The organism is Winogradskyella aquimaris (genome assembly GCF_042676105.1).
GTDB lineage: Bacteria > Bacteroidota > Bacteroidia > Flavobacteriales > Flavobacteriaceae > Winogradskyella > Winogradskyella aquimaris.
The window spans coordinates 240,530-255,239 of record NZ_JBHTJQ010000010.1 but is presented as its reverse complement, the minus strand read 5'-3'; the positions used below and the strand labels follow the sequence as shown (position 1 = coordinate 255,239).

Sequence of the window (14,710 nt, the reverse complement as noted above, 5' to 3'; positions counted from 1 at the left end):
ATTTTTGTATTTTCTCATTATAGTTTAAAAATACAATACAAGTATTCCAACCTTAGTTACATTTGTTACATAAAAAAGAGTACCCGCATAGGCACTCTTAGTAAAATTAAAATCTACTCATACCAATAAAATCTATTTTAATACTTCTTTTAAAACAGTATCCTTGTCTAATTTTTTAGTACAGAAAAACCAATCTTTACATTCTAGATCCTCTGATTTGGTCATGCGCTCTTCAGCTACACCACAAGAACCGGCTGGCGAAATAATTACGTCTTTACCTGGTTCCCAATCTGCTGGTGTTGCCACATTAAACTTATCTGATGTTTGCATAGCTATAAGTGCTCTGTAAATTTCGTCAAAATTTCTACCTAAGCTCAACGGATAGTATATGATGGCTCTAACCGTACTTTCTGGATCAATAAAGAATACGGCTCTAACAGCTTGCGTTTGATGTTCACCAGGCTGTATCATTCCATATTTCTTGGCCACATTCATTGTAATATCTTCAATTAGTGGGAATTTTACTTCAATATCCTTCATCCCATTAAATTCAATTTTATCTTTAATGGTTCTTAACCAGGCAATATGGCTGTAAAGCCCATCAACAGATAAACCAACCAACTTGCAATTTGCTTTATTAAACTTCTCTTCTAAATGTGCAAAAGTCATAAACTCTGATGTACATACAGGTGTAAAATCTGCTGGATGGCTAAATAAAATAGTCCAACTACCTTTATAATCTGACGGAAAATTAATCTCTCCTTGTGTAGTAACTGCTTTAAATTCTGGTGCCTTGTCTCCTATTCGAGGCATTGAAAATGTTTGTTGTTCTTGTGACATCTCTATTGTATTCATGATAATTTATTATTTATATAATTTATTCAAAAATAAAAAACAATAGCTGAAAGCTATGTAACGTATGTTACGTTGAATCCACATCTTAATGAAGACCTTTACCACGATGTTGTATAAATTTTATGACAAAAGTCAGTAGGGTTATTTTACAATAACTATACATTTACAGCGCATGAAAATAGGCACATACTTTTTTTCCATTTTCCTTGCTACTCTAATCTTATCCAATAGTTTAAGAGTCCATATTACTTATGCTTACTATAAGCTTGACCCTGTTGGATTTATAGAAGCCTTATGCGAGAACAAGGACAAACCTGAGCTACAATGTAATGGTAAATGTCATTTAAAAAAGGTGGCAGAATCACAAAATAGCAATGAAAAGACTCCTGAAAATATTGTAGATTTTAAAGAATTAATGTTTGTTCCTTACTCAAAAGAAGAGTTCAGTTTAACGACTAAATTTGTGACTAAGGACCAACCAGCAACTACCTACACCAATTTATATTCTTTTTTAAAGGTTTTAGATTGGTTTCATCCACCTCAAGTATAGTTTTCATTTTTATTAGTAGATAGTATCTACCCTTATTTACATTTTTAAATTTTAATTATACTATAAATGAAAACATTGTGTAGTGCACTGCTATGTGCACTAATCGCAGGTGTGTCTTATGCTCAAAAAGAAACAAAACAAGACACCTTAAAAAAAGAAATAACAAAATTAAACGAGGTCATCGTTACAGGAAATATAAAGACCGATCCTGTTCTAACAATAGTATCCAATAAATACGCTGAGAATATTGTACAACCTAAAAACGTTGCGGATTTATTTAACAATATTATCGGCTTCTCATCTATAAAACGAGGTAACTATGCTATTGATCCGTCGTTTAGAGCGTCTCAATATGAGCAACTTAATATACAGTATGATGGAGGAACGAAAGCTATGCATGCGTGCCCAAACCGAATGGATCCTATTACAACGCATATTATTCCTGAAGAAATCTCTAAAATTGAGATTATAAAAGGACCCTACACTGTGCGCTATGGCGCGACGTTTGGAGGGATTATTAATATGGTAACTGAAAAGCCAAACTATTTAGATCATGGCTTACACGGTAAAATTTCCGGTGGTTATGAAAGTAACGGAAATTCATTTGTTAATATGGCCCAATTGCAGTACATACAAGAAAAGTATGACATTGTAGCTAACGCTGGCTACAGAGATTTTGGTAATTATGAAGATGGTGATGGTACCGAAATTCCGTCGTCTTTCAGAAGTACGGATTATGGTGTTAAGGTGGGTTATAACTTTTCGGAAGACCATCGCTTACAAGCGCATTGGAGACAATCCTTTGGCAGAGATGTATTACATGCGGCTTTACCAATGGATACAGATTATGACAATAGCAGTATTATCTCATTAGATTATAAATTAGATCATATTGGTAAGGTTATTAAATCTGTAAATGCCAAGGCTTACTATAGTTATGTAGATCATTTAATGGTTAATAACAACAGACCCTCATTTAATATGGTAAGTGCAGCATCTAATGTTGATGCCTTGACCACTGGTGGTAAAATTGAATTACATTGGCAGCCGTTAAATCGTTTAAACATTTTTTCTGGTGTTGACATGTTTAATGTTGCCAGAGACGGTAATAGAGAACGTTTAGTTAAAGTGATGAACGGTAATCCGTTACCACAACCCATGCTTTTTATTGATAAGGTCTGGCAAGATTCTTACATTAATGATTTAGGTGTTTTTACAGAAGCCAAATACAGTATTGGTCCAAACACCATTCTTACAGCTGGTTTTAGATACGACCATGTTGTTTCTGATATAAAAGATCCTGAAGCGGATTTTGCAGAAATGTACGATTTAAAAAAGCGTACGGAACATAATATAAGCACTACTGTTTCTGTTAAGAAAATCGTTTCAGATAATTTTACCATAGAAGCTGCTTATGGTCGTGGTGTCCGTTCGGCAAATATGATAGAGCGTTTTATCAATCATTTTACTGTTGGGCAAGACTCATATGAGTATGTAGGCAACCCTAATCTCGATACTGAAGTTAACAACCAATTTGAAATAGGTTTTAAAGGTTATGAACCTTTAAAAAATGGTTTGGATGCTTTTAAGTATGAAGCTTCATTTTACTATTCCTATTTTGAAAACTATATTGTTGCTGTTGTAGATGAAAGCATAGACCGCAAATTTATGCCTATGGCATTACCGCAGAATGCGAAAGTGTTTAGAAATTTGGATGAAGCTTATAAAACCGGTTTTGAAATTAAAGCAGAATTAGAATTTTTGAATGACTATTTTGTTAGAAGTGAATTTGCATATGTCTATACAAAAAATAAAGATTTAAATGAGTCTTTACCTCTAACAATGCCTTTTACAACCCGTTTTTCTGCTGGTGTTACAAGAGAAAAGTACTGGGCCAACCTACAGTATAATTTAGTGTCCCGACAAAATAATATTTCTGAAAGTTTTGACGAGACCGTGACTGACGGTTATCAAACCTTAGATGCGCGTTTTGGCATCAATGCATTTAAAAATTTCACCTTAGGTGTTGCTGTTTTGAATATTTTTGATGAGACGTACAACAACCATCTCAACTTTTCATTTACCAATCAGGCAGATTTTGGACGTACGCCAATTACCGAACCTGGACGTAATTTCACAGCATTTTTGCAATACAAATTTTAGACATTACATCTAGAAAACTAAAAAGAGGCTCGATTTATAAAATCGAGCCTCTTCATTTTAGCCCAAAATTCTAGAAGAATTTCAAAATATTACACAGTAAAAAAACTATGTAATAAAAAATTAAATTAGTTTAGTTAGTTTCGTTGTTATCGTTTTTCTTTTTTCCACTTGTCATAAAATTAACAAGTACGCCTACTAAAATGACGCAAACTAAAGCGAACACAGCAATCATTATAACTCCATTACTGTGATCGTATATTAGTAAAGAATTGTTCATTGGTTAACTATTTATCGTTTTCAAGGCTAAAGTAGCTTCATTATTTTACAATAAAGATGACATTTGTCAGTAAATAAAAAAAGCACCTTAAAAAATAATTCTTAAGGTGCTCAGCTATCAATCAAAAAAAAATCTAATTACACTTCTTTGCCTTTCATCATTTTGTTCCAGTATAAATAGGGTAACCCATATTTTTTAAGCATCCAAAGCCTCCAATGTTCTTTTTCGCTATTAAATACCAACATCTGCTTAAGCTTAGGATCTGGAATAAAGTTATTATCGTAATCAAACTCGGCTAAAATCATTTTCCCGTAGCCTGTTACCAATGGGCAAGAGGAATAACCGTTATAGGATTTATTTCCTTTTTTATGATGTGCAATGAGCTGTCTTATATTATCGGACACTACAGGTACTTGCTTTCGTATAGCGGCACCCGTTTTTGCTGTTGGTAAAGCCGCTACATCCCCTAAACCAAATATGTTTGGATATTTGTTATGCTGAAGGGTATGAATATCTACATCCAACCAACCCGCATCATTAACTAAGGATGACTCCTTTACAAATTTTGGTGCAGTTTGTGGTGGTGCCAGGTGAAGCATATCAAAAGGCATCTCAATAATTTGTTCCCCAGACATAACTTCCCTAAGCTCATTATCTTCATTAATCACACACTTATTTTCTCCCGTACCTACACCTTTGAAAGTTACCATTTGATTTTCACCATCTATTTTTATTGGTGCGTAAAAGGGCTTAAAATGAATACCATACTTACTAATCACCTGCATTAAACTTTCCCTGATTTCCTTAACACCAAAAATTACTGATCCAGGCGTTGCAAAAACGACATTACTTTTATTTTTAAGGCCATTTTTCTTGAAATAATCTGCGGCTAAATAAGCTATTTTCTGTGGGGCACCACCGCATTTTATTGGTGTTGTGGGTTGTGTAAAAACAGCATTTCCTCCTTTAAAATTTCTTAAAACTTCCCAAGTATGTTTAGGGTCTGTGTAATTGCTACAGACCACACCTTTCCCTAGGGATTCGGTTAACCCTTCTATTAGGGACGTATCCATAACCAAGCCAGGAGAGACAATTAGAAAATCATAGGTTATATCCCCATTTTCTTTGGTTGATACTGCATTACCTTCTGGGTTAAACCCTGTAGCATAATCTTTAATCCAATCTACACCCTTAGGCATTACCGAAGCCATGGAACGTTTGGTTTTTTCAAAATCATAAGTTCCCCCACCTACAAGTGTCCAAGCGGGTTGATAATAATGCCAATCTGCAGGTTCAATTAAACCTATATCCAAAGATTTATCCTTAGATAATAAGTTGGCAGTAGTCATTATACCACCTGAGCCACCACCAATGACCAAAATTTGATAATGCGATTTCATAAAACGAAAAGATTTAGTTAGTGTTGATTATTATTCAACATCACTAAAGTTATATTGATTAATATGAAATCATGTAACATTTGTTACATAATCCATTTAATAACCAAAACAACCATCAATGTTAAATGATGATTTTAATGGTGTGTTATTTTTTTGGAAAGAATGAAAACAGCCTTGATTTTTAAAAATAACAAGATAAAAGATCTAATCATTACTCGTAATGACATTGATAAGATCATCCTTTTGAAGCAACCCAGATTGCCTCCATACTTGCTGTCCATTTTTAAACAACATTAATGTAGGGACACCTCGTACTTGATATTTTGCAGCCAAACTTTGGTTTTTATCTACATCAATTTTAATGATGCTTACTCGGTCTCCGAGATTATCCTTAACCTGCTTTAAAACAGGCGTCATCATTTTGCATGGTCCGCACCACTCTGCAAAAAAATCGACAAGCACAAGCTTATCCTTATTGATTATTTCAGAAAACTTACTCATAACTACTATTTAATTCTTTTTGAAAGACACATTCCAAATGCCTCTTACCTGGTTCTCTGAGTAGCCTTTGGCCCTATCTTCAGGGTATAGTAAAGATAATGATTTTAAAATTTCTGGTTTAATATTAGTTTCAGGTTTACCATGACATTGCAAACACATTGTATTTGTTACAATAGGATAATATACATGAACATCATCATCTGTTTCCTGCACAATTGGATTTACTACTTTGTTTTCGGCAATTAGCTTTTTAAATGTTTCTATGTACTGTAATTCCTCTGTATTGGCTTTATTGTTCTGATTTCTTGGTTTATCACTAACACGTTTTATTTCAGCATTATGGACTATTGCCATACTATCCGTTAATGGATACGCTCTAACGTTACAAAACTCTAATGCTTCTAAAGTTCCCTTTTGCTGTATCGTACCCATTAGGTTTTTACCTAAAACGGCTTTGGTAGTTAAAGCATATTTTAAGCCTCTTTCGCCATAAGGTAAATCTTCAAAATTGGTTTGGGCTTGCTGCTTATGCATTCCATTTCCTTTGCCTTTACCTTTGCCATGGCCCATACCTTTTTTGCCCTTTTGATTCCGATTTCTCATTTCCTCATTAAAGTGATCTTCAAACCACTCCGGTTGTTCTATGTCGTAATCAAACATATAATCAGCAATTTTCCCGATAACGTCTTCGGGAAAAGCCTGTTTAGGCATAACACCAAAACGTCTAACGGCCCCTCGCATTCTAGCATCAGCCTCATTTGGGTTTTTAATCCAAGCTTGCATATCTGCTATAAATTCTTCCTTGGTGGTTTCTTCATTAATATAGTGCTTTTTAATAGCAATCATTGGAGGTCCAATTCTATCATCATGACTAGCCGTGGGACTATGGCATACATAACAATTAGTTTCCATTAACTTTTTCCCAGGATGATTGTTAGCCTGCATATTTTTTTCAAAAGCAGAAAGGTCCTTGTTTTTAGAGTTGTTGCAACTTAAAACAAAAACAGATACAAGCAATATTAAAATATATCTCATAATTATCTTTTTAGTATCTTAAGATTCCACCTCTTAAATCATAAATTTCGGTGAACCCTAAAGCTTCAAGTTTTCTAGACGTTTGTCTACTTCTACTCCCACTGCGGCAATAGACATAAACTGCTTTATCCTTGTTTAATTTATTAAATTCAATATTAAATTTACCAGAGAAAAAATCTATATTTTTAGCTCCTTTAATATGCCCGCTATTAAATTCTGCTGGTGTTCTAACATCTACCAGTTGTACTTTCTTATTTTCAACTTGAGCTTTAAATTCTTCTGGAGACAAAAGCTTTATAGTGTCACTTTGTGAGGTCTTAGATCCAAATAATGAAGTGAAAAACGACATAAGATTATATTTTAATATTTAACTCATGTAAAATTAGTTGTTTAAGCAATGCCATAGCGTAACCATTGTTACATAAAAAAAGCGTGCGCTACCCAATTGTAGCACACGCTGAACTAATTAAAACTACGGAATTACTTTAAGGTTGATGGACAGACATAATCTGTTCTAGGAATGTCTGTTTTCTTAATGGCATCATAACCACCAGCAACATCAACCAAATTATGAATACCTCGGTTTTTTAAAATTGAAGCAGCAATCACAGAACGATAGCCACCTTTACAGTGCAGATAAAACGTCTTATCTTCTGGAAATTCACTTAGGTAATTATTTAAATAATCGAGTTGTGTGTTTTTTGAACCATCTACATGCTCAGCAACAAATTCTCCTTCTCTCCTAACATCAAAAACGACATCTTTTTTGCCTTCAAAATCCTTTGCGAATTCTTCAGCTGAAATTGAGGTTATGGTATCGTAGTCCATTCCTGCATTTTTCCAAGCCTCAAATCCACCATCTAAATAGCCGATGACATTATCAAACCCAACTCTAGACAATCTAGTCACCACTTCTTCTTCCCTTCCTTTTGGTGTTACTAAAAGAATGGGTTGTGTTACATCTACTATAAGCGCTCCAACCCATGGCGCAAAGTTACCATCAATACCAATAAATATGGAACGTGGTATATGACCTTTTATGAACTCTGATTGTTGACGAACATCTAAAACAACGGCTTCAGTCTCATTTGCAGCCGCATCAAAAGCTTTAGGTGATAAGGGATTTTGAGCCTTATCCATTACTTTATCAAAACTTTCGTAGCCTTTTATATTCATTAATACGTTTTGAGGGAAATATCCAGGTGGCTCGGTTAATCCGTCCAAAAGTTCTTCTATAAATTCTTCCTTGGTCATATCAGCCCGAAGCGCGTAATTTGTCTTTTTCTGATTGCCAAGTGTATCTGTAGTCTCTTTACTCATATTTTTACCACAGGCAGATCCTGCACCATGATTTGGATATACAATTAAATCATCACTCAATGGCATAATTTTGTTTCGTAAGGAATCGTATAACAGCGAAGCTAATTTATCTTGAGTAAGTTCCGCTACGACCTTTTGTGCCAAGTCTGGTCTACCCACATCTCCAATAAACAAAGTGTCACCGGTAATGATGCCGTGTTCTTTACCGTTTTCATCGATGAGCAAATAAGTTGTACTTTCCATAGTATGCCCAGGTGTGTGAATGACTTTTACCTTATAGTCTCCTACTTCAAATATCTGACCATCCTCAGCTACTATAGCATCGTAATTTGGCTTGGCTGTTGGGCCAAACACAATTTTAGCACCTGTTTTTTCTTTAAGATCTAAATGTCCTGAAACAAAGTCTGCATGGAAATGTGTTTCAAAAACATACTTAATCTTAGCATCATCTAATTTTGCTCTATTAATGTATGGTTGCACCTCACGTAAGGGATCAAAAATGGCTGCCTCGCCTTTGCTTTCAATATAATATGCGGCATGCGCTAAACATCCTGTATAAATTTGTTCTATTTTCATAATATTTTGGTTAATGTAAACTATATGTCACTCAAATTACTAACGTTTAAAAAATAAGGCTGTAACAAAAGTTACATTGTTAACTCCTTGTAAATGATGTAAACACCCATGATCAATACAAACCAGCCAAATCCTTTCTTTAGTTTTTTACCCTCGATAAAATTAGAAAGGTAAATTCCTAAAAATATACCAACTACCGATATCCCTGTAAATATTAAAAGGAATGGCCAATCAATAACTAAATTTTCGACATCTCCAATAAAACCGATAAGCGATTTAATAGCAATAATAAGCAATGATGTGGCCACAGCTTTTTTCATTGGGAGTTTGGCCAACAATACTAAGGCAGGTATAATTAAAAATCCACCGCCAGCACCAACAATCCCTGTAACGACTCCTACCAAAACACCTTCAACAATAATGAGCGGATAATTATATGAAACTTCAGAAGTTTCGAGCCTTTCTTCACGTTTATTTCGTATCATCGATACAGAGGCCACTAACATCACAAAAGCAAAAAACAACATGATACCAATGTTCTTTGTGACCATAAAATCACCTATAGAAAATAGGTTTTCAGGTATTGATGGTACCAAATATTTTCTTGTTATATAAACTGCAATAAACGCAGGGATTGCAAATACAATAGCTGTCTTAAAATCCACCAATCCTTTTTGAATATTCCTAATGGCACCAACAAGTGAAGATATCCCCACCACAAACAGTGAATATGCTGTTGCCGTAACAGGATTTACAAAAAGAAGGTAAACCAGTATTGGAACCGTTAAAATAGAACCCCCACCGCCAATAAGGCCTAAGACAACTCCAATAAACAAGGCTCCGATGTAACCAAAAATTTGATTTATATCCATAAGAAATAGTTAGTGAGCTTCAAATCTAATCTTATAATTAGCTTAAACACGTAACAATTGTTACAATGTAATGATTGTTAATAAAACATCCTTGGTTTTGAAAACTAATTCATTCCTAAAAAATCCGAAATTTGAACTAAATTTTTGACAATCATCCTTTGAAAATTCACTATCTTTAAGACGTTATACTTCTTAATCTTTTAAAAATGTCAAGCAAAACCTTATTTACTACATTCATTTTATCGCTTATTTTATTTTCCTGTTCGTCAACAAAGATTATGTCTGATTATGATGAAAGTGTAAATTTCAAAAATTACAAAACCTATAATTTTTCAAGTGAAACCGATAAGCTTCCGATTGATGATATTGTAAAAAGTAGGCTCATAAATAGTATTTCTTCCAACTTAGACAATAAAGGATTTGTTCAGTCTGATAATCCTGATTTTCTAGTTGATTTAGATGTAAAGACAAAAAACAAAAGAGATTACTCTAACACCAACGTCAATGTAAGTACGACTTTTGGTAAAAGATGGAGATTTAGAACAGGAGTGGGAAAAACCTTTTCTAAAGAAATCAATTATACGGAAGGTACACTCCTAATTAATATTATTGATAATAAAAAAAAGCAACTGATTTGGAAGGGCTCTGGAACCGATGTTGTTAAGGACAAAAATCTTAATAGTTCAGTTATATCAGAGGCTATTAACAAAATACTATCAAGTTTTCCTCCTCGTTAGACCTGATTTTATAAAACTAAGGTGATTTATAAAATTATGAGTTTCTTAAGGTACTACTTTCTACTTTTTCCATTTATTATATTATCCTGCGAGGGTGGTAAAACTTCATCACTCAAATTAAATAATAAGTATAATCTCACTACAACAATTAATTTAAGAGATTCAATCTATGCCAATCAAATAGAATTGTTTTATGATAGCGGCGAGGAAGGCACTTTCAAGGGGCAATCCGACATTGAGATTTATTATAAAATTTTCAAGCAAAAAAATACCGATAAGGCAATTCTAATATCATCAGGACGCACAGAAGCTGCCATAAAATATAAGGAACTCATTTATGATCTATTCAATAATGGGTATTCTGTTTACATTCATGATCACAGAGGTCAGGGGCTTTCTCAAAGAATGGTTGAAAACCCAGATATGGGCTACATTGATAATTTCCAGTTTTACATAGATGACATGAAGTACTTCTATGATAATTATATTAAAAGTGATCTCTACCAGAAAATATTCTTACTCGCCCACTCAATGGGTGGTGCCATAGGTATGACTTATCTGGAGCAGTATCCAAACGACTTCAATGCGGCTGCATTTACTTCACCAATGTTTGGTTTTAAACCCACGATCTGCAGCATTGTTAAGTTGGTAGATAAGGAAGAACCTAAATTTGCAGTTGGCCAATCTGAATACAATGATAGTAATTTAGAGTTTGAGGATAATACTTTAACTGGTTCTCTAATAAGATTTAACAGAATGATCAAAGCCTATCAAAAAGTGCCTAAAGCACGACTTGGTGGTGCCACATATTCTTGGCTTCGTCATTCCTGTAAACAGTTCGGTTACATATTTGATAATATCGATAAAATTCAAACCCCTTTTGTTTTATTTTCAGCAGAAAACGAAGACATTGTCAACCCTACTGCACATAAAAGATTTTTTAATGTGGCCAAGGAAATAGGTAAAGTATGTGAGTACATTGAAATTAAGGATGCTGAACATGAATTGCTTATAGAGAAAGATGCTCAAAGAGTACAAACCATCAATAAAATTATTGACTTTTATTCAACTAACTAATAAGAGTCTCTTCCAAACTAAATATTTAATGAGGTTGAATAATTTTATGCCTTTCAGTTTAAAAAATAAATAATGGTATTATCTAACATTATCTTTGCACTTTACATTACTATATTGATAACTGTTGGTATAAGAATAATTTTGAATACCACTACGCCCAGTAAAGGCCTCGCTTATTTATTATTGATTTTTGCACTTCCTGTAGTAGGGATACTATTTTACCTAAGTGTTGGTTTAAATTATAGAAAGCGTAAACTTTATCAAAAGAAAATAGCTATTGATGATGAAGCCTTTCCTGAACTCAAGTCAAAAAGTCTTAGATACACTGATACTGTTCTTTCTAAACATAAAAAAAATTTAGGCGTGTTTTATCCTTTGGCTAGTTTTCTCAGCCAAAACAGCATTATATCAGACAATAATAAAGTTGAACTTTTATTTAATGGAGAGGAAAAATTTCCAGAAGTATTAAAGACTTTAAAGTCGGCAACAAAATACATACATCTAGAATATTATATTTATGAAAACGATACCATAGGAAACGAAATCGCCCAGACGCTGATTGCTAAAGCGCGCGAAGGCGTAAAGGTACGTTTTATCTATGACGACTTTGGATGTAAAAATATAAGATCAAATATTGTAAAGGAACTTATATCAAATGGTGTTGAAGCCTTTGCTTTTAACAAAATCAACTTTGTTCAATTTGCCAACAGATTAAATTATAGAAATCATAGAAAAATAATTGTCGTAGATGGCAAAATTGGGTTTGTTGGTGGTATAAACGTATCCGATAAATATATCAATCCATCCAAAACAGATCTTTATTGGAGAGATACACATTTAAAGATTGAAGGCAATGCTGTGTTGAACCTACAATATACCTTTTTAACAGATTGGAATTTTTGTGCAAAGCAGAACCTTAAATTTTCATTTGACTTCTTTCCTTTTGAAAAGCTGAAGACTGAAAATGGAGATAAAATCGTACAAATCCTATCAAGTGGACCAGATTCAGATTACCCTAACATCTTATATTCTTTAATTCAGACCATACTATCTGCAAAAAAAGAAATTTTAATCACTACACCATATTTAATTCCAAACAACTCTTTTTTAAATGCTTTAAAAATCGCAGCACTTAGTAATGTTAAAATCAAGATTATCGTTCCAAAAAAATCAGATTCATTAGTCGTTGGTTTAACAACGAACTCCTTTTTTCAAGAACTGTTAGAAGCAGGCGTAAGTATCTATAGATATAAAAGAGGATTTGTACATGCCAAAACTATGGTTTGTGATGCTACAGTAGCTCACGTAGGTACAGCAAACTTAGATAATCGAAGTTTTGATTTGAATTTTGAAATTAATGCTGTAGTTTATGATAAAAAGATAGCTGAATCCTTAGAAAGCAAATTTAATGAGGACATTAAAGATTCGGATATTGTTGACCTGAACGAATGGAACAGTAGACCCCTTTACATAAAACTTTTAGAAAAGACCCTGCATTTGTTTTCATCTCTTATGTAATGGCAGAAAAAACTATAAAAATTTAAACTCATAAAAATCACGGAAATGATTTCAACAAAATCAATAATTTTAAAAGCACTTATCATATACTCATTCCTGAGTTTTGATGGGGTGGATGCACAAGATTTATTTTCAATCAAAGCTACTGACTCCTCAGAGGTCACAACCAAATCCCAGAAGCTTGATCCGTTAGGTCGATCAACACCTAGAGGTGCTGTTAACGGTTTTTTTAAATCCGTGGCAAACAACAATTATTTAAGAGCTTCGGAGTATGTTAATTTCCCAAATGATATACAAACAGATAACGACTCCATAGTTATTTTACTTCTTAAACGCATTGAAATTGTTTTAAACAAACACGGTAAAATTGTCCCTATAAGAATTATAAATAATTCGGCTGAAGGCGATAATAATGATGGATTGAACACGAATTATGAAAATGTTGGAAGCCTAAGTTTAGCAAATAATAATATTCCTATCTTATTAGAAAAAACAATTTTAGATTCAGATAATGAAATCTGGTTAATTTCGAGTGAAACTACAGGAAACATCATTCAATATTATAATAATAATTCTGACAAATACAACATTGACTATGCTACTGACAATAAGTATTCAAAATGGCTCGGCGCACCGGTCTTAGATTGGATTTCTATAATCTCTATAGCTATAATTTCCTATTTAATAGCATGGTTATTAACCTTAATGATTGGTTGGTTCGTAAGATTATTTTGGAGGAATTATAAACAGAGTAAATATAGCAGGTTCCTAAAAACGCTTTTAATACCATTGCGCTTAATCATTACTGTCGCAATTTTAGTAAACGTATCTCGTTATTTAGGAATTTCCATTGTGGTTCGTCAAGCCTTTGGTGTGGTCAATCTAATTGCGGTTTGGACAGCATTTTTTATATTCTTATGGCTATTGATTGATGCACTCTCCTCTATGGCAGACGAACAGTTACGGGAACGCAATATTTTTAGTGGGCTCAGTGCCATATCGTTCATCAAGAATAGCGCAAAATTTACCTTAATTGTTATTGCTATTTTAATCATTTTTGAAACACTTGGTTTCAATGTTACGGCAGGAATCGCCGCTTTAGGTGTTGGTGGTATTGCATTAGCTTTGGGCGCACAAAAAACAGTCGAAAATATTGTAGGTGGACTTTCTGTTGTATTTGATCAGCCGGTAAGTGTTGGTGATTTTTGCAAATTTGGCAATACGCTCGGTACCGTTGAAAAGATTGGTATGCGATCTACAAGAATAAGAACAACGGCAAGAACAGTTGTAACAGTGCCTAATGCTGATTTTTCTTCACAAATCATAGAGAATTTTGCTAAACGTGATATGTTCCTGTTCCAAACCACCATTGGTTTGCGTTATGAAACATCTACACATCAGATGCGCTATATTCTGGTAGAACTAAGAAATATTTTGTACGCGCATCCCAAGGTTGATCGTAATCCTGCGCGCGTTCGTTTTATCGGTTATGGCAGTGATGCTTTAAATGTAGAACTATATGCTTATATATTATCATCGGACTACAATGAGTTCTTAGCTGTTCAAGAAGATATTAACTTAAGAATAGCAGAAGTTATTGAATCTAGCGGTAGTGGATTTGCTTTCCCATCACAAACGGTCTATCTGTCAAAAGATCAGGGAATGTCTGAATCCAAAAAGAAAGCTGTAGAGGACAAAGTTCAAGACTGGATTGAAAAAAAAGAGCTTCAAATTCCAGAATTTGATGAAAATGCAATAAGTAAAATTGAAAACACCATAGAATATCCACAGAAAAAATCCAATGAAGGCTCTTAAGGCTATGAGCCTTC

At 33.7% G+C, this 14,710-nt stretch carries 13 protein-coding genes; 6 read left to right on the top strand and 7 right to left on the bottom strand.

Annotation, left to right across the window (positions count from 1 at the left end; translation table 11 throughout):
- Window positions 1-132 precede the first annotated feature (132 nt).
- On the bottom strand, window positions 133-855 hold the full coding sequence (locus ACFQ1K_RS08875; protein ID WP_320555225.1) for a peroxiredoxin: 723 nt from the start codon (window positions 853-855) through the stop codon (window positions 133-135).
- A 172-nt stretch (window positions 856-1,027) separates the two neighbouring features.
- Here ACFQ1K_RS08875 and ACFQ1K_RS08870 point away from each other — a divergent pair, with 172 nt between their 5' ends.
- A complete protein-coding gene (locus ACFQ1K_RS08870) occupies window positions 1,028-1,405 on the top strand; it encodes a hypothetical protein (RefSeq protein WP_320555224.1) in 378 nt (125 codons plus the stop codon).
- A gap of 66 nt (window positions 1,406-1,471) precedes the next feature.
- Window positions 1,472-3,568 (top strand): TonB-dependent receptor, encoded by a 2,097-nt coding sequence (locus tag ACFQ1K_RS08865; RefSeq protein WP_320555223.1) that lies wholly within the window; start codon window positions 1,472-1,474, stop codon window positions 3,566-3,568.
- Window positions 3,569-3,982: 414 nt separating this feature from the next.
- On the opposite strand, the gene ACFQ1K_RS08860 is transcribed toward ACFQ1K_RS08865, so the two are convergent.
- From ACFQ1K_RS08860 to ACFQ1K_RS08835, 6 genes are all read right to left on the bottom strand, one after another.
- Complete coding sequence (locus ACFQ1K_RS08860) at window positions 3,983-5,245, bottom strand: NAD(P)/FAD-dependent oxidoreductase (protein WP_320555222.1); 1,263 nt, start codon at window positions 5,243-5,245, stop codon at window positions 3,983-3,985.
- Window positions 5,246-5,449: 204 nt separating this feature from the next.
- Complete coding sequence (trxA, locus tag ACFQ1K_RS08855) at window positions 5,450-5,746, bottom strand: thioredoxin (RefSeq protein ID WP_320555221.1); 297 nt, start codon at window positions 5,744-5,746, stop codon at window positions 5,450-5,452.
- Window positions 5,747-5,755: 9 nt separating this feature from the next.
- Window positions 5,756-6,781, bottom strand: coding sequence for a c-type heme family protein (locus tag ACFQ1K_RS08850; RefSeq protein ID WP_320555220.1), 1,026 nt, complete (start codon window positions 6,779-6,781; stop codon window positions 5,756-5,758).
- Window positions 6,782-6,791: 10 nt separating this feature from the next.
- The gene (locus ACFQ1K_RS08845; RefSeq protein ID WP_320555218.1) at window positions 6,792-7,130 is read right to left on the bottom strand and encodes a rhodanese-like domain-containing protein; all 339 of its coding nucleotides are present in this window, start codon (window positions 7,128-7,130) and stop codon (window positions 6,792-6,794) included.
- A 131-nt stretch (window positions 7,131-7,261) separates the two neighbouring features.
- Window positions 7,262-8,677 (bottom strand): MBL fold metallo-hydrolase, encoded by a 1,416-nt coding sequence (locus ACFQ1K_RS08840; RefSeq protein ID WP_320555217.1) that lies wholly within the window; start codon window positions 8,675-8,677, stop codon window positions 7,262-7,264.
- Between the two features lie 71 nt (window positions 8,678-8,748).
- Window positions 8,749-9,549: a sulfite exporter TauE/SafE family protein gene (locus tag ACFQ1K_RS08835; protein WP_320555215.1), complete on the bottom strand. Its 801-nt coding sequence runs from the start codon at window positions 9,547-9,549 to the stop codon at window positions 8,749-8,751.
- 206 nt (window positions 9,550-9,755) lie between these two features.
- Between ACFQ1K_RS08835 and ACFQ1K_RS08830 the strand changes: the two genes are divergently transcribed.
- From ACFQ1K_RS08830 to ACFQ1K_RS08815, 4 genes are all read left to right on the top strand, one after another.
- Window positions 9,756-10,286: a DUF4136 domain-containing protein gene (locus ACFQ1K_RS08830; protein ID WP_320555214.1), complete on the top strand. Its 531-nt coding sequence runs from the start codon at window positions 9,756-9,758 to the stop codon at window positions 10,284-10,286.
- A 36-nt stretch (window positions 10,287-10,322) separates the two neighbouring features.
- Window positions 10,323-11,363, top strand: a complete 1,041-nt coding sequence (locus ACFQ1K_RS08825) for an alpha/beta fold hydrolase (protein ID WP_320555213.1) — start codon at window positions 10,323-10,325, stop codon at window positions 11,361-11,363.
- Between the two features lie 72 nt (window positions 11,364-11,435).
- On the top strand, window positions 11,436-12,881 hold the full coding sequence (gene cls, locus ACFQ1K_RS08820) for a cardiolipin synthase (RefSeq protein WP_320555212.1): 1,446 nt from the start codon (window positions 11,436-11,438) through the stop codon (window positions 12,879-12,881).
- A 45-nt stretch (window positions 12,882-12,926) separates the two neighbouring features.
- Window positions 12,927-14,696: a mechanosensitive ion channel family protein gene (locus ACFQ1K_RS08815; RefSeq protein ID WP_320555211.1), complete on the top strand. Its 1,770-nt coding sequence runs from the start codon at window positions 12,927-12,929 to the stop codon at window positions 14,694-14,696.
- The last annotated feature ends 14 nt before the right edge of the window (window positions 14,697-14,710 follow it).